Genomic DNA, 21,069 nt, shown 5'->3' with positions numbered 1-21,069 from the left:
GGTCAGAACCGGGTCGGCATCTCGGGCCAGGCCTGCCACGGCCAGTAGAGGTGCCAGTAGGGGCCGCGAGAGAACGTGCCGACGATGGTGAGGAGGAGGACGATGGCGACGATCACGAGGAACACGGCGTTCTGGGTGCGGCGGCTCCGGGGGAACCACCGCCCCGCCGCCGCGGCCGGGCTGCGATCGAGCCACGGCCAGACGACGAGGAGCGCGACGAGCAGGCCGGGCAGGATGACGCCGCCGACGAGCGCCCCGTTCACGGTGAAGGAGCCGATGCGGATCGTCGTGTCGGTGACGATCTCCTGCAGCCAGAGGAAGTACCAGGGGGCCTTCGCAGGGTTGGGCGTCACGAGGGGGTTCGCCGGCTCCTCGAGCGGCGACGGGACGAACACCGCCAGGATCGAGATCACCGCGACGGTGCCGAGCATGACGAGGGCGACGCGGCGGGTGAGCTCCGGGACCGAGCTGACCGTGGTCTCCGGCCGCTCGACGGACGAGGCGCGGATGAGCGGTCCCTGCCCGCGCGCGACGCCGAGGAGCGAGTACGTCTTGGTCCGGGTGCGCTCCGCCGGCACCTCGGCGGGGGCGGGCAGCCGCGTCGCGTGATCGGCGCGCGCGAGCCCGCCGTCCTTGCGGATGCGCCACATGTGGTAGGCGAACAGCACCCCGAGCACGCCGGGGAGCACGATCACGTGCAGGACGTGGAAGCGCGTGAGCGTCGGCTGGTCGATGGCGCGGCCGCCGAGGAGCAGCTCTCGCATCTGCGCCCCGACGAGCGGCACCGCCGAGGCGATGTTGGTGCCGACCGTGACCGCCCAGTAGGCGAGCTGGTCCCACGGGAGCAGGTACCCCGTGAACGACAGGAACAGCGTCACGAGGAACATCACGACGCCGATGACCCAGTTCCACTCACGGTTCTGGCCGCGGCCGACCCCGTTCTTGTAGGCGCCGGTGAGGAAGACCCGCACGAGGTGCAGGAAGACGGTCGCCACCATGAGGTGCGCGCCGAGCCGGTGCACCGCGCGCATCCACGAGCCGAACGTGACGACGTTCTCGATGTCCTTCACGGACCCGTAGGCCCGCTCGACGGACGGGATGTGCAGGAACAGGAGCGGGATCCCGGACGCGACGAGGAGGGCGAGGAGCGCGGTCGAGATGGTCCCGAGCCAGAGCGAGTAGCGCCACTCCATCGACTCCTTGAGCGAGCGCGCCGGGAACCAGTGGAGGATGAAGTTCGCGACGATCGCGTCGCCCGCCTCGCGATCGGAGGCGGGGCGCACGCTCCACAGGCGGCGGAGGTGGACGCCCGGCGCGGTGCGGGGCGCTTCCGGCGGGACGGTCGGCAGGACGGCCATGGCGCCTCCTCAGGCGGTCGTGAGGCGGAAGCTGCGCTCCACCGGCTTCGCGAGGTCCACGACGAGCTGCCCGTCGTCGGGCGCGATCGAGAGCGCCCACCACTCGAGCGGCCGCGGCGCCGGTCCGGCGACGTTCTGGCCGTCGCCCGTGTACTGCGAGCCGTGGCACGGGCAGAGGAACCGGTGCGTGAGGCGGAGCTCGGTGCCGCCGACCTTCTTCACCACCGGGGAGGAGAGCGCCTCCGCGCGGACGGTGCAGCCGAGGTGGGTGCACACGGCCGAGATCGCGTGGAAGACATTGCCCTCGCGGAACACGAACAGCCGCTGCTCCGGCAGGAACTTCATCCCCTCCGGGAACTCGGCGGGGATCCCGAGCTTCACGACCGTGGGCGCGTCGTAGGAGACGTTCGGGACGAGCGAGCGGAGCGACGCGAGCCCCTGACCGGCGACGGAGGCGAGCCCCACGCCGATCCCGAGCTTCTTCAGGAACTCCCTGCGATCCGAGGTCATGGCGTCCCCTCCGGCGCGGCCGCCGCGGTCCAGCGCTCCGTGAAGGTGAAGCGCTCCATCGTCATCGCGTCCGTCGGGCAGCGGATGGCGCAGAGCCCGCAGCGGATGCAGGCGGTGTCGTCCTTCAGCATGGCGGAGAGCGGCAGCCCGCCGGCCGTGGCGCGCGCCACCACCTCGGCGCGCTCCGCCTCGGGCAGCTCCACCTCGTCGAGCGGCACGAGCGCGAGGCAGTACTCGGGGCAGACGTCCACGCAGCGGTTGCAGAGGACGCACTTCTCCGGGTCGTAGATGGTCTGGACGTGGCAGACGAGGCAGCGCGCCCCTTGCTGCCGAGCCTGGAGCTCCGAGAACCCGACCTCGACCTCGGCGATCCCGGTGCGCCGGTCCACCGGCAGCGTGGGGGGCGGCATCCGATCGAGCAGCTCGAACCCGGCGATCATGCGGTAGTCGCGGGTCGGGATCTTCTCGACGTCGAGCCGCGTCTCGAGCCGGGCGCGCTCCCCGGCGAGGTACCGGTGGATGGACCGCGCGGCGCGCTTGCCGTTCGCGATGCCCTCGATGAGGTTCCGCGGCCCGAACGCGACGTCGCCGCCGGCGAACACCCCCGGCGCGGACGTGGCGAGCGTGCCGGGGTCCACGCGGATCGTGCCGCCCGGCGTGAGCTCGACGCCGTCCTCCGGGTGGAGGAACGAGAGGTCCGCGCGCTGCCCGATGGCGAGGATGCAGCCGTCGGCCGGGAGGGTCGTCGTGTCCGCGTCGTCGTAGCGCGGCGCGAACCGTCCCGCCTCGTCGAACACCGACAGGACCTTGCGCAGCTCGACCGCGCGCAGCTTGCCGCCCTCGCCGAGGAATTGCCTGGGGCCGCGCCGCGGCAGGAAGCGGACGCCTTCGCGCTGCGCCTCCTCGAACTCCTCGTGGCCCTGCGTGGTGCGCAGGACGGGCATCTCCTCGAACGCCTCGAGGGAGACGATCGTGACCTCCGTCGCGCCGCCGCGCAGCGCCTCGCGCGCGGAGTCGAGCGCCTCCTTGAGGCGCGCGTCCGCCTCGCCGCCGGCCTCGTCCGAGAGGGCCTTCAGCTCCTCCTCGCGGCTCACGCGCAGCGCGGTGCGGGCGGCGTCGAACGCCACGAACCCGCCGCCGATCACGACCACCCGGCGGCCCAGGTCGAGCCGGTATCCCTGGTTGGCGTTGAGGAGGTAGTCGATGGCCTTCACGACCCCGTCGAGCTCCACGCCCGGCAGCTGGAGCTCGCGCCCCTTCTGCACGCCGACCGCGAGGAAGACGGCCTCGAACCCCTCGGCGCGGAGCGCCGCGAGGCCGCGCTCCGGCGTGAGCGGCGTCTCCAGCCGGAGCGTGACGCCGAGCGAGAGGATCGCGTCGATCTCCGCCTGGATCAGGCTGCGCGGGAGCCGGTACTCCGGGATCCCGTAGCGCATCATCCCGCCCGGCTCGGGCGACGCCTCGTAGACCGTGACCTCGTAGTCGAGCAGGGCGAGGTCGTGCGCTGCGGACAGCCCCGCCGCGCCCGCACCGATCACCGCGACCTTCGGCCGCCGCCGGGCCGGCGGGGCCTCGACGCGCTCGACCGGCAGGTGCCCGGCGTAGCGATTCCCCTCCCGCATCGGCTCGGTCCGGAGGCGGTTCTGCGTCTCGGGGTGCATCGACTCGACGCCGTGACGCTCGCAGACGGTCCGCTTGAGCGCGCGGATGGTGATCGGCGCGTCCACGCTCCCGCGCCGGCAGGCCTCCTCGCACGGCGCGGCGCAGACGCGGCCGCACACGGAGGCGAACGGATTCGGGGCGCGCGCGACGAGGTAACCCTCCTCGTAACGTCCCTCGGCGACGAGCTGGACGTAGCGCCCTGCGTCCGTGGCGACGGGGCAGCCCGCCTGGCACTTCACCTGCTCCTGCCAGTCGCGCAGCCCGGGTATCCGCGCAGTGATCCCCATCGGTGGGAAATTCTCCGCGCGACCCCGTGCCGGGCGGCTCATCCTGCTGGGCACTCCCCATCGTAGACGTCAGGACGCCCGGTCACTCCGGCTGGGCTCGTCGGCTCGGGTGTGGCACGACGCCGCGCAGCGCGCACTCTCGGAGCGGCACGCCGGCGTCGGCCGCCGAGGGGCCGTGCCGGGCGAGAGCGCCGCGGCGTGGGGCCGGACGGCCCCCGGCCCGATGCCAGCCGCGCCTCACGTGCCGAAGTTCGAGTCTTCCAGGAGGTCACACATGCGCGCGGTGGTGTGGAAGGGACCGGGGAAGGTGTCCGTCGAGCAGGTGGAGGATCCGCGGATCGAGAGCGCGACGGACGTGCTCGTGCGGATCAGCACCGCCGGGATCTGCGGCAGCGACCTGCACATGTACGAGGGGCGCACGGCCGCCGAGCCGGGCGTGGTGATGGGCCACGAGAACATGGGGGTCATCGAGGAGGTGGGGACCGCCGTGCAGCAGCTCCAGAAGGGCGATCGGGTGGTCCTGCCCTTCAACATCGCCTGCGGCACCTGCTTCAACTGCTCGCGCGGCTACACGAGCGCGTGCCTCGTGACGAACGACGAGGCGGCCGGGGCCGCCTACGGCTACGTGGGGATGGGCCCGTACAAGGGCGGTCAGGCGGAGCTCTTGCGCGTGCCGTGGGGCGAGGCGAACTGCATCAAGCTGCCGGGCAAGCCGGGCGACGAGCTCGAGGACGACTTCCTGCTCCTCTCGGACATCTTCCCGACCGGCTACCACGCGGCGGAGATGGCGCGGGTGCAGCCCGGCTCCACCGTCGCGATCTTCGGGGCGGGGCCGGTGGGCCTACTCGCCGCGTACAGCTCCATGCTGCGCGGCGCCGCCGAGGTGTACGTCGTGGACGCGATCCCCGAGCGGCTCGAGAAGGCGCAAAAGATCGGCGCCATCGCCATCGACTTCCGCAAGGGGCCGCCCGCCGAGCAGATCCGCAGCATGCGGCTCGCGAACCCGCTCGTGCGCGGGGCGATGCGCCGCGGCGAGGAGAAGATGGCGGGCGTGATGTGCGGCATCGACGCCGTGGGCTACCAGGCGAAGGACTTCGAGGATCCGAGCAAGGAGCACCCGACGTCGCTCACCGAGCAGCTCGTCGAGGTCGTGAACCCCACCGGCGCGCTCGGCATCATCGGCGTGTTCCTGCCCGAGGATCCCGGCGGCAAGGACAAGGCGGCGAAGCAGGGCGCCTACACGCTGCCGTGGGGCAAGCTGTGGGAGAAGGGGATCCAGCTCGGCATGGGACAGACGCCGGTGAAGAACTACAGCCTCGTGCTGCGCGATCTCATCATCGCCGGCCGGGCGAAGCCGAGCTTCATCGTGTCGCGGCGCATCCCGCTCAGCGAGGCGCCGGACGCGTACCGGAAGTTCGATCGGCGCGAGCCCGGCTACACCAAGGTCCTCATCAAGCCGGGCCAGGAGGCAGCGGCGCGCTGAACGCCACCGATCGAGGCGCGCGATCCGAAGACGCTTCGCGCGCCGTGCCCTCCGCCCGGAGGGCGGGAATCGGCGAGCCCGCGGGGCGCAGGAGCGGCGAGCCCCTCGCGCGGAGTCGTCGCGCGCGAGGGCTCCGGGCACGAACCGCCTCGAACGCCGACGACCCGGCGGATGGCCGGGTCGTCGGGGTACCGCGGGCGCTGGGCCGGGCTACGGCTTCGTCGCGGGCGGCGCCGGCGCCGGGGCAGGAGCCGGAGCAGGCGCAGCGGGGGCGGGCGCAGGCTCCGTCTCGATCCGCTCCTGCGCGGCCTTGGCCTTCTCCTCGCCCTTGGCCTTGGCCTCCGCAGCGGTCGCCTCGCCCTTCGCCTTGCCGGTCTTGGCCTTGGAGACGCCCTTGGCCTTGCCGGTCTTCGCCTTGGCCTTGGCGGTGGTGGCCGTCTCGTGGCCCTTGGCCTTCGCCTCTCCGGCCTTCTCGCCGGCCACCGCGCTCGTCTCGGCGGCCTTCTCGGTCTTCGCCGCGGCGGCCTCGCCCTTCTCCTCGGCCTTGTTCGCGGCGGCCTCGCTCTGCGCGTCGGCCTTCTTCGCGGCCGTGTCGGCCTTCTTGGCAGCGGCGTCGGCGTGCGCTGCGGCGGCGTTGGCGCGCGCCGCGGCGGCGTCGGCCTTCGCCTTGCCGGTCTCCTGGGCGCGAGCCGGGGCAGCGAAGCCGACCAGCGCTGCGAACGCGAGCGTGACTGCGATCCTCTTCGTCATCGTCTGTGTCCTCTCCGAGTGCGGGAGCGTCATCGCTCCCTGGGTGAACCAAGCACGACCGCCAGGGCGGCCCAGGTGGGGCCAAAGAGACCGCGAGTAAACCACCCTCAATCGCCTGCGCTGGATCCCGGAAAGGGCCATCCGGGGCCAGACGGATCGTCGCAGGTCGGAAGGCCTCGGGCTCCGAGAACAGACGCGCCCGTCCTTCGTCTATTCACGCGGCGCCCGGAGACCGGTGAGACGGCTCGTTCACCGCTGCGCGATCCCCTGCGGCCCAGCGTCGAGAGCGAGCGCCGATTACACCCGGTCCTGCGCTCGCCGAGCCTGCGGCTCGCTGGTGACACCGGGCACGCGCGCCGATCGGAGGAGGGGATGTATCGCCAAGGGACCGAAATGGGGCGCCTCCATCCACTCACCGCGCGCCTCTGCCTCGCGGCCCTGGCGGCGGCCGGCCTGGCGGCAGCCCTCCCCGCGCGCGCCTGCTCCGTGTGCGCCTGCGGAGATCCGCTGCTCACGTCGAGCGATCCGGCCGCCATCACCGGCCTTTTCCGGTTGCAGCTCGACTCCGAGTACCTCCGGGTCGACGCCGGCAACGAGGCAGATCCCGCCCTCACCGACGAGCTCACCCAGTGGTCCTTCCGGCTCAACGCGGTGTACCGGCCGACGGACCGCCTCTCGCTGACCGGCACGCTCCCGCTCGTCCACAAGGCCATCGAGGCGGTGGGCCGCGGCGCGTCCACGGCCACCTCCGACGCGACGGGCCTCGGCGACGCGGAGCTCGCGGCGCGCTATGCAGCCTTTCGGAGCGTGAACCTCGGCGTCGGGCGGGTGCAGGAGGTGGCGCTCACCGCGGGGACCTCGATGCCCACCGGGCCGAACCGCCTGCGCTCGGGCGGCGAGCGCATCGACGAGCACGGCCAGCCCGGCACCGGCGCCTGGGGGCCCTTCGCCGGCGCGAGCTACCGGTTCGAGCAGGGGAGCTGGCTCGCCTTCGGGAGCCTCTCCGGCCGGCTCCGCACCGAGAACGGCGCCGGCTACCGCTACGGCCGGGCGCTGCTCTGGAGCTTTCACGGTCAGTACTTTCCGGCGAGGCGGCTCGCGCTCGATCTCGGCCTCGACGGCCGCCACGCCGCGGCGGACGAGGCCGGCGGGGAGGCCGTCGTGAACACGGGCGGCACCGTGCTGTCGGCGTCGCCCGGCGTCTACCTGAAGGTGCTCGGCGAGGCCTGGCTGTTCGTGCGAGGCCAGCTCCCGTTCCTGAAGCGCTTCCGCGGGGAGCAGAACCAGCTCCCCTCGGTGGTCACCGGCGTCCAGTACCAGCTCCTCTGAGCCGCGCGGCGAGGGCTCTCGCGCGGGTTCGCCGGCGCGAGGACGCCTACGAGAGCCGGATCACGCCGAGGCTGCTCAGGAGGATGAGCAGGATGAGCCCCGGCGCGACGAACCGGATGAACGCGTAGAACGTCCGGTCGTACCAGCTCGCCGCCGAGTGGCCCTTGTTCAGCTCCTCCACGAAGGCGCTCCGCGAGACGAGCCACCCTCCCACGATCGCGATGGCGAGGCCGCCCACCGGGAGGAGCACGTTCGAGGAGAGGAAGTCGAACAGATCGAAGAAGGTCTTGCCGAAGAGCTTCACGTCCCCGAGGACGGGCCCCTGCGAGAGCGTCGCGAGGACGCCGAGCGCGAACATCGTGCCGCCGGTGATCGCGGCGGCGGCCGGGCGGCGCACGTGGCCCTTCTCGACGAAGAAGGCCACCGGGACCTCCATGAGGCTCACCATCGCGCCGATCGTGGCGATCGCCGCGAGGACGAAGAAGAGCGCCGTGAAGAGCCCGCCGAGCGGCATCCGGGCGAAGACGAGCGGGATGGTGTTGAAGAGGAGCCCGGGGCCTCCGGCCGGCGTGCCGCCGAAGGCGAACACCGCGGGGAAGATGGCGAGCCCCGCGAGCAGCGACACGAGCGTGTCGGCGAGGGCCACGCGGGTCGCGTTCGGCACGATGCGGGTCTGGTCGGGCATGTAGGACCCGTAGGTCGTCATGGTGCCCATGCCGAGCGACAGCTTGAAGAAGGCGAGGCCGAGGGCGGAGAGCAGGACGCTCGCCGTGATCTTCGAGGGGTCGGGGCTGAACAGGTAGGAGACGCCGGCGAAGGCGCCCGGGAGCGTGAGGGCGCGCAGGTCGCAGACGAGGAGGAGGCCGAAGAGGAGGGGCATGAGGGTCTTCGTGACCTTCTCGATGCCCTGCGAGACGCCGGCGGCGATGATGGCGGTCGTGACCACGAGGACGACCGCCTGCCAGGCGATGGGCTCCCAGGTCCCGCTCGCGAGTGCACCGAAGGTCTCCGGGGTGAGCGGCCTGCCGGAGACGAACGCACCCGCCGACTTGAAGACGTAGGCGAACACCCAGCCCGCGACGTCCGTGTAGAACGCCATGATGAGCAGGGCCGAGGCGAGGCCCGCCCAGCCGATCGCCGCCCAGAACCGCTGGCCGGGGACCACCCGGCCATAGGCCCGCACGGCGTCGAGCCGCATCCTCCGGCCGATGACGTGCTCCACGGCCATCACCGGGATCCCGACGAGCGCGACCGCGAGCAGGTAGGTGAGCACGAAGGCGGCGCCGCCGTTCGAGCCGGTGAGGTAGGGGAACTTCCAGATGTTGCCGAGCCCGATCGCGGAGCCCACGGTGGCGGCGAAGGCGCCGAGGGTCGAGGCGAAAGCGTCGCGGCTGGCGGTCTTCGGTGCGGACATGCGGCTCCTCGGCGGGGATGGGCCGGGCTTCGGCCCGCCCATCTAACACCGCCGGGACCCGTCGATCTTGAGCGAGGACACGGCGCAGGGCGGCGCGCGAGGAAATCGACGACGGCGCTGCTCTGCCCGGAGGACGCCCGTCGCCGCGAGCTCGAGGCCGAGGCAGGGAAGAGCGCGGCGGCGCGTGAGCCCGCCCGCGGCCGCGCCGCTCACGGCCACGTGTTCGCGTCGTCCCCGAGCGGCCCGCGCTGCGGGCGGCAGACGCAGAAGCGCTGCCCGGTGGGCGCCTCCATCACCCACCAGGTCCGGACCTGCGCGACCCGCTTCGCCCCGAGCCCCTCGAGCCGACGGACCTCGGCCTCCATGTCGTCGGTCTCGAGGTCGAGGTGAACCCTGCTCGGATGATCGACGCGCTGCAGCAGCACGATGAGCCGGTCGCGATCCTCGAGCGTCACGTAGTTCCCCTCGCGCTCGCGCTCGGGACGCCCGAGCGCCCCCGACCAGAAGCGCGAGGCCACGTCGAGATCCCCCTTCTCGCAGTCGATCGTCACCGCGCAGAGCCTGCTCTTGTGCATGTCACCTCCGGTGCGGACGATTCTAGCGAAGGCGGCGGTGCGCCGCCGCCACTCGTGGAGGCCCGCTCCCCCACCGGCGCGCCGGGGGGGAGCGCGAGCAAGAGCCTACAGGTCGAACCGCCCACGGATGCCGAACTGCAGCCACTCGTGCATCGCCTTCTGGTCGATCTCGCCGGAGATGGTCTGCGTGCCGTCGTCGATCGAGGTGTTCGAGTAGCGCGCGAGGCTGAGCCCGATGTAGGGCCCGACCGCGAGCTGCGGGCTCACCACGTAGTCCGCGCCGCCGGTGAGGTTCAGGAGCTCGAACCCGCGGAACGAGAAGGAGACCTTCTGGCCGCCGGCCTCCGCGGTCATGCTGCCCCACTCGTACCCGGCCCCCACGCCCGCGAACGGCCGGAGCTGCCCCATGGGCGCGAAGCTGTAGATGCCCTGCACGCCGGCCCGGACGACGCGCGTGGAGCAGTCGACCTGATCGCAGAGCTGGGCGAACTCGTCCCCGATCTGGCCGAAGCCGTAGGAGACGTAGCCGCCGAGGCCGAAGCTCGGGGTCAGCGCGTACGTGGCGTCGAGCTGGATCGGGATCTGGCTCTTGATGCCGTCGGACATCCTGGAGTCCTTCGCGGCGTCCCCGAGGGCGGGGCCGTAGCCCAGCCTGAGGCCGAGCGAGACCTGGGCGTGCGAGGCGAAGGGGACAGCGAGCAGCGTGAGGGCGAACAAGGCAGGGAGCAGCTTGCGCATGGATCTCTCCTCGTGAGGTGGTAACCGCTGCGGCCCCGTCATTCACCCAGCGTGCCACGGACGGATCGTGCATCGGCTCACGAGCGATCTCCGCGGCTTCGGCCGCGCGGTGTGGGCTCGCCGGCCACGTCCTCGCACGTGAGCCCGGCGCACGGGCGCGGCACCCCCGCCACGTCACGCGATCGAGCCACAGCCGCCGGCGCGTCAGCGGCCGCGCGATCCGCGCAGCGCGTCGAGCGAGACCGCCCCGGGCCCGCGCGCGGTCACGTACAGGAACAGGAAGCAGTAGAGCGCGGCGAGCTCGCCCTTGTTCACGGCGGGGAGCCAGGCGAAGTCGGAGAGGGCGAGCTTCCAGTGGAACTGGACGTAGGCGACGGCCATCGTCCCCGAGGCCAGGAACGCCGCGGCGCGCGTGAAGAGCCCGAGCGCGATGAGCGCCCCGGCGACGAGCTCGATGAGGCCGCCGAACCAGAGCTGCGTGCCGGCCGCGGGGCCGGGCCCGGCGGCGAGCCAGCCGAGGATCTTCTGGGAGCCGTGGAACATGAACATCGCGCCGGCGACGAAGCGCAGCGCGGAGTAGCTGGGGGTCTCGAGACGCGCCGCGGTCGCGGCCAGTGCACGGGTGTCCATGGCCCGATACCTAACGCCGGGCCGGCGCCTGGCGAGCCTATTCGGCGGCGACGCGGTCTCCCACACGCGCCGGCCAAGGTGCGCCTTGACTCGCGAATCATCGACGGTTATCGATACCCGCCGGGGGGGCGTCACCATGCCGGTCGGGCTCACCGACGAAGAATTCTGCAGCATCGCCAAGGCGCTCGCCGATCCGCAGCGCTGCGAGATCCTCGAGCGCGCGGCGGCGGCGGGCGGCGAGGTGCCGTGCTCGTCCGTGGTCGAGTCGGCCGCGCTCTGCCAGTCCACGGTGTCGCACCACCTGAAGGAGCTCGTGAACGCGCAGCTCCTCGAGCGGCGGCGGGACGGGCACTTCGCCTACTACCGCTTCCGGCGGGACGTGATGGAGGCGTACCTCGACGCGCTGCGCGTGCGGACCCTCTCGGGCGCGAGCCGGCCCAAGCCCGCGGAACGACGGGCGCGCGGCCGCTGAGCGGACCGGAGGTGGCCTCACGCGGCAGGCGTTTCGGTTGAAATCGACGGACGTCGATTTAAATAGAGCGGCCAGGAGCATGCGATGAACACCTGGTCCCTCGTCCCGATGCTGCTCGTCGATCCCGCCGTGCCCGCGGAGGCGCGTCGCGCGCTGCACGCCTCGCTCTACCTGAGCGACGCGGCCCGCGCCCGTGAGGCGCGCGTCTTCGCCGGCCGCGTCCTCGTCGAGCGCCGGCGGCTCTCCGCGCGCGACGCGGCGGAGCTGGTCGGGGTCGAGACGGGAGCGCTCGAGAAGAGCCTGCCGCTCGCGGCGTGAGCGGCGCCGCTCGAGGCCGCGAGCACCGCCGCCGTCCAGTACCACCGTGAGGCGGGGCATCGGCGTGTCGGCCACGAAGAGCCCGGCGAACGGCACGCGCGGCGCGCCGCCCTCGCGGCGGGTTAAGTACGACGCATGGGCAAGACCCGGCTCGAGGCGTTCAGCGACGGCGTGCTCGCCATCGTCATCACGATCATGGTGCTCGAGCTGCGCGTCCCCGAGGGAGGTCACGACCTCTCCGCGCTACGCCCGCTCGTGCCGGTGTTCCTGAGCTACGTGCTCAGCTTCGTGTACGTCGGGCTGTACTGGAACAACCACCACCACATGCTCCACGCCACGCACCAGGTGAGCGGGCGCATCCTGTGGGCAAACCTGCACCTCCTGTTCTGGCTCTCGCTCGTGCCGTTCACGACGCGCTGGGTGGGCGAGAGCCCGAGCGAGCCGTGGCCGGCGGCGGTGTACGGCTGCGTGCTGCTCTTGGCCGCCATCGCGTACTTCCTCTTGCAGGGCTCGATCGTCGCGCACGAGGGCCCCGGCTCGACGCTCGCCCGCGCCATCGGGAGCGACTGGAAGGGGAAGACCTCGCCCTTCTTCTACGCGCTCGGGATCGGGCTCGCGTTCGTCCACCCGTGGCTCTCGTACGCGCTCTACGTCCTCGTCGCGATCCTCTGGTTGATCCCGGACAGGCGGATCGAGCGGCGGCTCGACGCGCCGAGGGAGAGCGCCACCTGAGGCGTCGGCTCGAAGCGGTTGGCGTGCCCGCGGTGCGACATCCTGTCCGGAATCGTCGCGGCACGCGCTGGCTCTCAAGCTCGATCGACCGATCGCACGGTCGCGCGGCGCCGCCGCCAAAGGACCCCACCCATGAACCACCGGTTCGCTCTCGCCAGCCTGCTCCTCCTCGCCTCCCCGGCCCTCGCGGCCGACCCCACGATGAAGCCCTTCGTGCTCGCCTCGCGCGCGCCCGGAGACGTGGACGGCGCGGCGAGGACCGCCCGGCAGAAGCTCCAGGCGGCGGGGTTCGAGATCGCCGGGAGCTACGCGCCGTACCCCGGGGCCCTCGTCCTCGCGGTGACGAACGAGAGCCTGAAGTCCGAGGCTGCGAAGACGCCGTCCGGCGGCTATGCCGCCGCCCAGCGCGTCACGATCACGAAGGTCGGCGAGGAGGTCCAGGTCGCCTACACGAACCCGTCGTACATGGCGGCGGCCTATCGCCTCCCGGGCGACCTCGCTCCCGTCGCGGCCTCGCTCGAGGGCGCGCTGGGGCGGGCCGAGGAGTACGGGCCCTCCGAGGGCAAGAGCGCGAAGGACCTGCGCAAGTACCACTACATGGTCGGCATGGAGTACTTCGACGAGCCGTCCAAGCTCGGCCACTTCGCGAGCCACGACGAGGCGGTGAAGGCGATCGAGGCCGGGCTCGCCGAGCGGCGCGGCGGCGCGAGCAAGGTCTACCGCATCGACCTGCCCGGCGGCACGCAGACCGTGTTCGGCGTGGCGCTCTCCGACGGCTGCTCGGGCGACGCCCGCATCATGAACGAGATCGACTCCAAGCCGCTCCGCTCCACGGGGCACCTGCCGTACGAGCTCCTCGTCACCGGCGGTGACGTGCGCGCGCTCTACGCCCGCTTCCGGATCGCGGTGAACTTCCCTGATTTGAAGATGATGGGCTCGCACAGCTTCATGAACATCCGCTGCGCGCCCGACGCGATCGAGAAGGCGCTGAAGGCGGTGGCCGGGGCGAGGTGAGGCCGGCCGGGAGGCGAGCGCCGTCGACCGCGCAGGGGTCCGGCACCGGTCGGGCTCTGCTCCTAGCCCCTCGCCACCGCCTCGGAGGCCGCGACGGCGTGGCGATGACCCACCGTCGCCCACGCGACGATCGCGATCGCCGAGAACGCCGCCCCGGCGGCGCACACGGCGGACCAGCCGCCGGCGCTCCACGCCCACGCGCCGGCGGTCGAGCCGGCGGCGCCGCCCGCGAAGTAGGTCACCATGTAGACGGTGTTGATGCGGTTGCGCTTCTCGGCCGAGAGGCCGAGGACGATGGTCTGGTTCGAGATGTGGTTCGCCTGGGCACCGAAGTCGAGGAGCACGACGCCCGCGGCGAGCCCGGCGAGGCTCGTCCGTCCCAGCCAGAGCACGCCGAACGAGGCGAGCACCGCGAGGATCGCGCCGAGGTTCACGACCCGCGAGCCGTGGCGGTCGGCGAGGCGGCCCGCGACCGGCGCGGCGATGGCGCCCGACACCCCCACCACGCCGAAGAGCCCGGCGACGCTGGAGCCGTAGCCGAGCGGCGGGAGCGCGAGGTGGAAGGCGAGGGTGGTCCAGAACACGCTGAACGCGGCGAACGCGAGCGCGCCGAGGAGCGCGTGCCGCCGGAGCAGCGGCTCCTCGCGCACGAGGCGGGGCAGCGAGGCGAGGAGGTCCGCCCAGCGCGCGCGGGACGGCGGCTCCTGCGCCGGGAGCACGAAGCGGAGCGCGACCGCGAGGAGCAGCATCGTCCCCGCCGCGCCCGCGTACGTCGCGCGCCAGCCGAGGTGCGCGCCGAGCACACCGCTCACCGTGCGCGAGAGGAGGATGCCGACGAGGAGCCCGCTCATCACGAGCCCCACCGAGCGGCCGCGCGCGGCGGGGTCGGCGACCGCGACGGCGAACGGGACCACGAGCTGCGGCACGATCGTCGTCGCGCCGAGGAGAAAGCTCGCGGCGAGCAGCGCCCCGAGGCCCGGCGCGGCCGCGACGGCGACGAGCGCCGCGCTGACCGCGCCCGTCATCGCCACGATGAGCCGCCGCCGCTCGTGCCCGTCGCCGAGCGGGACGAGGAGCAGCATGCCCACCGCGTACCCGATCTGCGTGGCCGTCGAGACGAGGCCGGCGGTGCGGGGCGCGACGTGCAGCTCGGCCGCGATCATCGGGAGGAGCGGCTGGCTGTAGTACAGGTTCGCGACGGTGAGGCCGGCCGTGCCGGCGAGGAGCCACAGGAGTCGGCGGACGGGGGCGCTCATCGAGGCCCGCAGACATACCGCAGCGCGGCGGCGCATGTGGGTGGAGGTGACGCCCGGGCCGGCCCTGCGGAAGACCTGGCGGGGGGCCGCCTGACTTCCCGCTGCCGAATCCCTCGGCGCGACAGCATGTTCCAGGAGGGCGGGGAAGAGGCACGAGCGGCGTCGGCTCGAGGCGGATATGGTTGCGCGGCTCGCCGGGAATCCCGCGGCCAGCGGAGTGTTGAGGCGCCGTGCGCTATCGAATTCGCCACCGCTCCAACGGGATCACCGAGATCCGTCGCCGCACGGTGGCGGACGCGCTCCTCAGCCGCGAGCTCGCCGGGCTCGCGCTGCTGCTGGGCGTGTGGGCCATCTGCACCGTGGTGCTCGTCGAGGCGCTGGTCCTCCAGGCCGCCCTGACGAGCATGGTCGTCCTGCTCGGCGCCGTGTCGGTGTCGAGCGCGGTCGCGGCGACCCGGGCGAGCGACGAGGTGCCCGTCCAGCGCGGGCCGATGCCTCCCCCCGGACGCGCGGCGTGACCTGAGCGGTCGCGCACCCTTCACGGCGTCGCGCCTTCCGCCCCGGACCGCGCGCTCTCGGCGGCTGCCGCGCGCTCCGCGAGGGTCATGCGGAGGATGGTCGAGATGCTCGTGGCCGCGATGAGCGACTCGAGCACGGTGCCGCCGAGGGACCGGCTGAGGACGTTGTTCGTGAGCCACAGCGAGGTGCTCGCGAGCAGCACGAGCCGCATCGGGACGCCCCGCATCGTGAACACCGCGATCGCCCCGAGGCTCGAGCCCACGACGGGGATCCACCCGGCGCCGCGGGTCGAGAGCGCCACGGCGAGGCCCACGTTCACGGCGACGCTCGCGGCGGCCAGCCAGGCCGAGCGGAACCGCACCGAGAGGAGCGTGCGGACGCCGGAGACGAGCGCGCTCGAGGCGGCCGGCGGGCGCCCGAGCAGCGTGAAGTGGACGACGTAGACGAAGCACTCGCTCGCGACGAGGAGCTTCAGGCGGCGGTCGTCGCGCTGGAGAAAGCCGGAGACCCCCAGCACGAGAGCCACGTACCCGACCACCTGCGCCGGGGAGAACGGGTGCATGTCGCGAAGCTCCTCGACCGGACCGCGGGGCGCACGGTCGCGCGGGCATCGCGCGTGCGTCGCCCGGCCGGGCCGGGGCGCGAATGCTGCCACCGCGCCGCCGGAGGCGCAACGCGCCCGCGCGAGCACGTGACCCTCGAGATCCGCGAGCAGCTGGGCCTCGAGTCCCGCTGCTGGTTGCTTCCCGGCGAGGGCGAGCCGATCGTCTCGGCATGCCAGCGCCATCGGTGTCCGGCGTGCGAACGATCGCGCTCCCGCTCGGCGAGCGGATTCCTGTCCTGGGGCTGGGCACGTGGTTCATGGCCGAGGACCCGTCGCTCCGGGCGACGGAGCGGGCCGCGCTCGAGCTCGGGTTGGACCTCGGCCTCACCCTCATCGACACGGCGGAGCTGTACGCCGACGGACGCGCCGAGGAGCTCGTCGGGGAGGTCATCGCCGGGCGGCGCGACGAGGTCTTCCTGGTGAGCAAGGTGCTGCCGACGAACGCCTCGCGCGCCGGCACGATCGCCGCCTGCGAGCGGAGCCTGCGGCGGCTCGGGACGGACCGCATCGACCTGTACCTCCTGCACTGGCGCGGCGCGTTCCCACTCGAGGAGACCGTCCTCGCCTTCCAGGAGCTCGTCGAGGCCGGGAAGATCCGGCACTGGGGCGTCAGCAACCTCGACGTGCCGGATCTGGAGGAGCTGTCCGGCGTGCCGGGCGGGTCGCAGGTGCAGGCGGACCAGGTGCTCTACAACCTCTCTCGCCGCGGCATCGAGCTCGGCCTCTTGCCCTGGTGCCGCGCGCGGGGCATCCCGGTCATGGCGTACTCGCCCTACGAGCAGGGGCGCCTGCTCCGCGACGACGCCGCCCTCGCCGCCGTCGCCGAGCGGCACGGCGCGACGCCGGCGCAGATCGCGCTCGCCTGGATCCTCAGGCTCGACGGAGTGAACGCCATCCCCAAGGCCGGCACCCCGGCGCACGTCGAGGAGAACCGCGCCGCGCTCGACCTCCGCCTGACCCGGGAAGATCTCGCCGAGCTGGACGGCGCCTTCCCGCCGCCGGAGGAGGAGCGACCACTCGAGGTGCTGTGAAGCCTTGACGAGGCGGGCGCTCGCGAACATGTCACCGCTCCAGTCCGTCGCGCCTCGTTCCGGGCGCGCATGCGGCCCCGCGTACGCGGGCGCGCGAGGAGGGAACCGTGGATCGCGACGACGTGACCGGCAGTCTCCTGCAGGACGCAGCCACGCGTGCCTCGGCGTACCTCCGGGAGCTCCGGACGCGCCCGGTGGCGCCAGCTCCGGAGGCGGTGAAGCGGCTCGCCGCCCTGGACCGCGCGCTGCCCGCCGAGCCGAGCGACCCGAGCGCCGTGCTCGCCGAGCTGGACGCGCTCGTGTCTCCGGCCACCATGGCCATGGCCGGGCCGCGCTTCTTCGGGTTCGTGATCGGCGGGGCGCTCCCGGTAACGGTGGCCGCGAACGTGCTCGCGACGGCGTGGGACCAGAACTCGGCCCGGCGCGACGTGACGCCCGGGACGGCCGCGCTGGAGGACGTCGCGCTGAGGTGGGTCGTCGAGGCGCTCGGGTTGCCGCCCGGGACGGCCGGCGGGTTCGTGACCGGCGCGACGGTCGCGAACCTGACCGCGCTCGCCGCCGCACGGCACGCCGCGCTGGCGCGGGCGGGGTGGGACGTCGAGGCGCGGGGCCTCTTCGGCGCGCCGGAGATCGCGGTCGTCGTCGGCGCCGAGGCGCACCCGAGCGTGATGAAGGCCCTCGCGATGCTGGGCCTCGGGCGCGACCGCGTCGTGAGCGTCCCGGTGGACGGGCAGGGCCGGATGCGCCCCGACGCGCTGCCTCGCCTCTCCGGGCCGACCATCGTCTGCCTCCAGGCGGGCAACGTGAACACCGGCGGGTTCGACCCCTTCGCCGAGCTCGTGCCGCGCGCGCACGAGGCCGGCGCGTGGGTGCACGTGGACGGCGCCTTCGGCCTCTGGGCCCGGGCCGCCCCGGGCCGCGCGGCGCTCGCGAGCGGCCTCGAGGCCGCCGACTCCTGGGCGACCGACGCGCACAAGTGGCTGAACGTGCCGTACGACAGCGGGCTCGCGCTCGTCCGCGACGGCGCTCCCCTGCGCGCCGCCATGGGCATGACCGCCGCGTACCTGCCGGTAGGCACGGAGCGGGACCCGGCCGACTACACGCCGGAGCTGTCGCGCCGGGCGCGCGGCGTGGAGGTCTGGGCCGCGCTGCGCGCGCTCGGGCGTACCGGGCTCGCGGAGCTCATCGAGCGGAGCTGCCGCCACGCGCGCCGCTTCGCCGAGGGGCTCGCCGCGGCGGGATACACGGTGCTGAACGAGGTCGCGCTGAACCAGGGGCTGGTGTCCTTCGGCGAGCCGGAGCGCACGCGGCGGGTGATCGCGGCGATCCAGGCAGACGGCACCTGCTGGTGCGGTGGCACCGTGTGGCAGGGCCACACCGCCATGCGGATCAGCGTCTGCTCGTGGGCGACCACGGACGAGGACGTGGAGCGATCGCTCGAGGCGATGCGGAGGGCGGCGGGGGCAGGGGAGCGAGGGCCCACCCGCGGAGCGTGACGGCAGGGGACCGCGACGGCCATGGCCCTCGGCCATACGGGAAGCGGTCGGGTGGCCTAACGGACAGTGAAGGGCTGGGTGTCGCCGACGCCGAAGCTTCCAGGATCAGGTCGGGAGGAGAGATTTCATGGATCTCGGACTCGCCGGAAAGAGGGTGCTCGTCACCGGGTCCACCGCCGGCATCGGCCGCGCGGCGGCGCAACAGTTCGCACGCGAAGGTGCCGAGGTGATCGTGAACGGTCGCACCGAGGCCCGCGTGAAGGAAGCGGTGCAGGCCATCCTCCGCGCGGAGCCGCAGGCGCGCGTGCGCGGCGTCGCCGCGGACGTGTCGGTCGCCGCCGGGGTGGATACGCTCGTCCGCGCTGTCCCCGACGTCGACGTGCTCGTGAACAACGCGGGCGTCTTCGAGCCGGTGCCCTTCGAGCAGATCACCGACGAGGCATGGATGCGGATGTTCGAGACGAACGTGATGAGCGGCGTGCGCCTCGCGCGCCACCACTTCCCGCGGATGCTCGCGAGGGGCTGGGGCCGGATAGTCTTCGTGTCGAGCGAGTCGGCGCTCCAGATCCCGGTGGAGATGATCCACTACGGGGTCTCCAAGACCGCGCAGCTCGCGGTGGCGCGCGGGCTCGCCGAGCGCACGCGGGGCACGGGGGTGACCGTGAACGCCGTCCTCCCGGGCCCGACGAGCTCCGAGGGCGTCGTCGAGTTCGTGCGGCAGCTCGCGCAGGAGCGGAAGATCGGCGAGCAGGAGATGGAGCGGCAGTTCTTCGCGACGGCGCGGCCGACGTCGCTGCTCCAGCGCTTCGCCACCCCGGAGGAGGCCGCCCACCTCATCGTGTACGTCTCCAGCACGCAAGCCAGCGCCACCAACGGCGCGGCCCTGCGCGTGGATGGCGGCGTGGTTCGAGCGATCGTGTGAATCGGCCATTCCGGCCGTGGTGAGACGGGCCTCCCCGCGGAAGATGGGGAGCGTACGGTATACGAGAGTAATCCGCTGTCGCACGAAGCACGCGCACCGCTGTCGGCGGCCGTCGAGAATAGACGCGGCTCGCGCCTTTCGTTTACCCTGAGTCATGCGAGCTCCACGTGTACTCCTGCTTCTTGCCGTCGCCTGCGGTCGCGCCGCGACGCACACCGACGGAGGCGCGGCCGACGCGGCCTGCACGGGAGGCCCCTTCGCGGATGCCTGCGCAGCGATCGAGAGCGCCGCGTTCAGGTCGATCGAGCAGCACGAAGTCGGTCTCGGGCCGAATGGGCCGGTCCTCGGAAGCTGGGCCGTGAGCTTCGCGAGCGGGAGCTTCGTCTACGACCACTCCGACGTCAGCGAGTCCGGTACGTACACGTGCTCGGGACTGACCGTGACGGGCCGGTCGGGCGGCAGGACCTTCGCCGGAGTTTTCGACCCGGCCTGCCAGGTCCTCACCTGGGATGGCGTGACCTACGCGCGGTTTCAGGGGCATTGATCGCGACAGTCGACCTGTCGCGGAGCGGGCCAGAATCACCGAGGGCCGGGACCTTTGTTCAGGATCCCGGCCTCGTGCGCCGGTCGACCCCTGATCGCGGCCGCCTCCCGCACGTGCCCTTGACACCGCAGCGCCCCGTCCATATTCAACCGTCAGGTTGAACTACCGATCCGACATCGTCTTCGCCGCGGTCGCCGATCCGACCCGCCGGGCCATCCTGGATCAGCTGGCGCGCGGGCCGGCGCGGGTGACGGACGTGGCGGCGCCGTTCGCGATGTCGCTCAACGCGATCTCGAAGCACATCAAGGTGCTCGAGCGCGCCGGGCTGGTCCGTCGCACGCGTCGCGGCCGCGAGCACACGCTCGCGCTCGAGCCGGCGCCGCTGCGCGAGGTGGTGCGGTGGGCCTCGAAGCTCGAGCAGTTCTGGACCGAGCGCCTCGATCGCATGGAGGCGTTCTTCGCGGAGAAGAGGAAGCGATCATGAACGAGATCAAGACCACCGAGCTGACCGTGAAGCGCACCATCCCGGCGACCCCGGCGCAGGTCTACGACGTCTGGCTCGACCACCGGAGCCCGGGAAGCCCGTGGTACGGGACCGCCCGCGCGATCATCAACCCGGTCGTGGACGGCCTCTTCTACCATTCCGTCGATCACGCCGGCCGCTCCTGGGCGCACTACGGCCGGTTCGTCGCGCTCGAGCGCGCGAGGCGCATCCAGCACACCTGGATGTCGGAGGCGACGCGCGGCGTCGAGTCGGTCGTGACCGTCACGCTCGAGGCGCGGGGCAGCGACACCGAGGTGACGCTGCGGCACACGAACGTCCCGGACGACGAGATGGGCCGCATGCACGCGGAGGGCTGGAAGTACGTGCTCGGCGCGATGGCCGACCGATTCGTGAAGCGGTAGGCGGCGAGCACTTTTCTGCCGGAGGAGACCATGTCCGTTCGACGAGAGGGCAAAGGCGGCGATGCCTCGGAGCGCGAGATCGTGAGCTCGCGCACGTTCGCGGCTCCGCCCGAGCGCGTGTTCGAGGCGTTTCGTGATCCGTCGCGCCTGGCGCGCTGGTGGGGACCGCAGGGCTTCAGCAGCACCTTCGAGGTGTTCGACCTGCGCCCGGGCGGCACCTGGCGCTTCGTCATGCACGGGCCGGACGGCGTCGACCATCCGAACGAGAGCGTCTTCCTCGCGGTGGAGGAGCCGAGGCGCATCGTCTTCCGCCACCTGTCGGTAGGCCATCCCTTCGAGATGACGATCACGCTGGACGAACAGAGCGGTGGCGCGACCCGCGTCACCTGGCGCATGTGGCACGAGACCGCTGAGCACTGCGCGAGGGTGAAGCCGATCGTCGTCCCGGCCAACGAGCAGAACTTCGACCGGCTCGCGGCGGAGCTCGAGCGGACGACGTGAAGCACCGGGATGGCCAGC

The 21,069-nt window shown here is 72.6% G+C and carries 24 protein-coding genes; 14 read left to right on the top strand and 10 right to left on the bottom strand.

The features are described from left to right. Positions 1-2: 2 nt before the first annotated feature. The 3 genes from MLV88_RS19895 to MLV88_RS19885 are packed head-to-tail and all read right to left on the bottom strand — an operon-like array spanning position 3 to position 3,817. Positions 3-1,358, bottom strand: coding sequence for a cytochrome b (locus tag MLV88_RS19895; RefSeq protein ID WP_242334691.1), 1,356 nt, complete (start codon positions 1,356-1,358; stop codon positions 3-5). Positions 1,359-1,367: 9 nt separating this feature from the next. Beyond that, positions 1,368-1,868, bottom strand: a complete 501-nt coding sequence (locus MLV88_RS19890; protein ID WP_242334688.1) for a QcrA and Rieske domain-containing protein — start codon at positions 1,866-1,868, stop codon at positions 1,368-1,370. Further along, entirely contained in the window at positions 1,865-3,817 is a 1,953-nt protein-coding gene (locus MLV88_RS19885) for an FAD-dependent oxidoreductase (protein ID WP_243338457.1), read from the bottom strand. The genes MLV88_RS19890 and MLV88_RS19885 overlap by 4 nt, the downstream gene beginning before the upstream one ends. Before the next feature lie 274 nt (positions 3,818-4,091). On the opposite strand from MLV88_RS19885, the gene MLV88_RS19880 reads away from it, so the two are divergent. Continuing rightward, a complete protein-coding gene (locus MLV88_RS19880; protein ID WP_242353015.1) occupies positions 4,092-5,300 on the top strand; it encodes a glutathione-independent formaldehyde dehydrogenase in 1,209 nt (402 codons plus the stop codon). Between the two features lie 210 nt (positions 5,301-5,510). On the opposite strand, the gene MLV88_RS19875 is transcribed toward MLV88_RS19880, so the two are convergent. Further along, positions 5,511-6,050: a hypothetical protein gene (locus tag MLV88_RS19875; RefSeq protein WP_243338455.1), complete on the bottom strand. Its 540-nt coding sequence runs from the start codon at positions 6,048-6,050 to the stop codon at positions 5,511-5,513. A 393-nt stretch (positions 6,051-6,443) separates the two neighbouring features. Between MLV88_RS19875 and MLV88_RS19870 the strand changes: the two genes are divergently transcribed. After that, positions 6,444-7,379: a transporter family protein gene (locus tag MLV88_RS19870; RefSeq protein WP_243338453.1), complete on the top strand. Its 936-nt coding sequence runs from the start codon at positions 6,444-6,446 to the stop codon at positions 7,377-7,379. 46 nt (positions 7,380-7,425) lie between these two features. Here MLV88_RS19870 and MLV88_RS19865 read toward each other — a convergent pair whose 3' ends face one another. The 4 genes from MLV88_RS19865 to MLV88_RS19850 all read right to left on the bottom strand — a co-directional run bounded on the left by MLV88_RS19865 (position 7,426) and on the right by MLV88_RS19850 (position 10,736). Next, complete coding sequence (locus tag MLV88_RS19865) at positions 7,426-8,793, bottom strand: sodium-dependent transporter (protein ID WP_243338449.1); 1,368 nt, start codon at positions 8,791-8,793, stop codon at positions 7,426-7,428. Positions 8,794-9,002: 209 nt separating this feature from the next. Beyond that, a complete protein-coding gene (locus MLV88_RS19860) occupies positions 9,003-9,368 on the bottom strand; it encodes a VOC family protein (RefSeq protein WP_243338447.1) in 366 nt (121 codons plus the stop codon). Between the two features lie 105 nt (positions 9,369-9,473). Further along, positions 9,474-10,106 carry an outer membrane beta-barrel protein gene (locus tag MLV88_RS19855; RefSeq protein WP_243338444.1) on the bottom strand — a complete coding sequence of 211 codons (633 nt, stop codon included), beginning with the start codon at positions 10,104-10,106 and terminating at the stop codon, positions 9,474-9,476. A gap of 204 nt (positions 10,107-10,310) precedes the next feature. Beyond that, positions 10,311-10,736 (bottom strand): DoxX family protein, encoded by a 426-nt coding sequence (locus tag MLV88_RS19850; RefSeq protein WP_243338442.1) that lies wholly within the window; start codon positions 10,734-10,736, stop codon positions 10,311-10,313. A gap of 136 nt (positions 10,737-10,872) precedes the next feature. Here MLV88_RS19850 and MLV88_RS19845 point away from each other — a divergent pair, with 136 nt between their 5' ends. The 4 genes from MLV88_RS19845 (at position 10,873) to MLV88_RS19830 (ending at position 13,272) form a co-directional block, all read left to right on the top strand. Further along, complete coding sequence (locus MLV88_RS19845) at positions 10,873-11,208, top strand: ArsR/SmtB family transcription factor (protein ID WP_242334661.1); 336 nt, start codon at positions 10,873-10,875, stop codon at positions 11,206-11,208. Between the two features lie 84 nt (positions 11,209-11,292). Further along, positions 11,293-11,526, top strand: coding sequence for a hypothetical protein (locus MLV88_RS19840; protein WP_242360522.1), 234 nt, complete (start codon positions 11,293-11,295; stop codon positions 11,524-11,526). 135 nt (positions 11,527-11,661) lie between these two features. Continuing rightward, entirely contained in the window at positions 11,662-12,258 is a 597-nt protein-coding gene (locus MLV88_RS19835; RefSeq protein WP_243338440.1) for a TMEM175 family protein, read from the top strand. Positions 12,259-12,390: 132 nt separating this feature from the next. Further along, entirely contained in the window at positions 12,391-13,272 is an 882-nt protein-coding gene (locus MLV88_RS19830; RefSeq protein WP_242334654.1) for a hypothetical protein, read from the top strand. Between the two features lie 62 nt (positions 13,273-13,334). On the opposite strand, the gene MLV88_RS19825 is transcribed toward MLV88_RS19830, so the two are convergent. After that, on the bottom strand, positions 13,335-14,528 hold the full coding sequence (locus MLV88_RS19825) for an MFS transporter (RefSeq protein WP_242360519.1): 1,194 nt from the start codon (positions 14,526-14,528) through the stop codon (positions 13,335-13,337). A gap of 230 nt (positions 14,529-14,758) precedes the next feature. Here MLV88_RS19825 and MLV88_RS19820 point away from each other — a divergent pair, with 230 nt between their 5' ends. Beyond that, positions 14,759-15,046, top strand: coding sequence for a hypothetical protein (locus MLV88_RS19820; protein ID WP_242334648.1), 288 nt, complete (start codon positions 14,759-14,761; stop codon positions 15,044-15,046). Positions 15,047-15,066: 20 nt separating this feature from the next. Here MLV88_RS19820 and MLV88_RS19815 read toward each other — a convergent pair whose 3' ends face one another. Further along, entirely contained in the window at positions 15,067-15,609 is a 543-nt protein-coding gene (locus tag MLV88_RS19815) for a YgjV family protein (protein ID WP_243338438.1), read from the bottom strand. Between the two features lie 212 nt (positions 15,610-15,821). Between MLV88_RS19815 and MLV88_RS19810 the strand changes: the two genes are divergently transcribed. The 7 genes from MLV88_RS19810 (at position 15,822) to MLV88_RS19780 (ending at position 21,051) form a co-directional block, all read left to right on the top strand. Next, complete coding sequence (locus tag MLV88_RS19810) at positions 15,822-16,682, top strand: aldo/keto reductase (protein ID WP_243338436.1); 861 nt, start codon at positions 15,822-15,824, stop codon at positions 16,680-16,682. 107 nt (positions 16,683-16,789) lie between these two features. Next, positions 16,790-18,178, top strand: a complete 1,389-nt coding sequence (locus MLV88_RS19805) for a pyridoxal phosphate-dependent decarboxylase family protein (protein WP_243338433.1) — start codon at positions 16,790-16,792, stop codon at positions 18,176-18,178. 127 nt (positions 18,179-18,305) lie between these two features. Beyond that, positions 18,306-19,100 (top strand): SDR family NAD(P)-dependent oxidoreductase, encoded by a 795-nt coding sequence (locus MLV88_RS19800; protein WP_243338430.1) that lies wholly within the window; start codon positions 18,306-18,308, stop codon positions 19,098-19,100. 358 nt (positions 19,101-19,458) lie between these two features. Further along, entirely contained in the window at positions 19,459-19,644 is a 186-nt protein-coding gene (locus MLV88_RS19795) for a hypothetical protein (protein ID WP_242334634.1), read from the top strand. Between the two features lie 157 nt (positions 19,645-19,801). Further along, on the top strand, positions 19,802-20,128 hold the full coding sequence (locus MLV88_RS19790; RefSeq protein WP_242334631.1) for an ArsR/SmtB family transcription factor: 327 nt from the start codon (positions 19,802-19,804) through the stop codon (positions 20,126-20,128). Continuing rightward, a complete protein-coding gene (locus MLV88_RS19785; protein ID WP_242334628.1) occupies positions 20,125-20,550 on the top strand; it encodes an SRPBCC family protein in 426 nt (141 codons plus the stop codon). The genes MLV88_RS19790 and MLV88_RS19785 overlap by 4 nt, the downstream gene beginning before the upstream one ends. 30 nt (positions 20,551-20,580) lie before the next feature. After that, positions 20,581-21,051: an SRPBCC family protein gene (locus tag MLV88_RS19780; RefSeq protein ID WP_242334625.1), complete on the top strand. Its 471-nt coding sequence runs from the start codon at positions 20,581-20,583 to the stop codon at positions 21,049-21,051. The last annotated feature ends 18 nt before the right edge of the window (positions 21,052-21,069 follow it).

Source organism: Anaeromyxobacter soli (assembly GCF_022808855.1).
Taxonomy (GTDB): Bacteria; Myxococcota; Myxococcia; order Myxococcales; family Anaeromyxobacteraceae; genus Anaeromyxobacter; species Anaeromyxobacter soli.
This window is presented reverse-complemented; position numbering and strand designations above follow the sequence as displayed.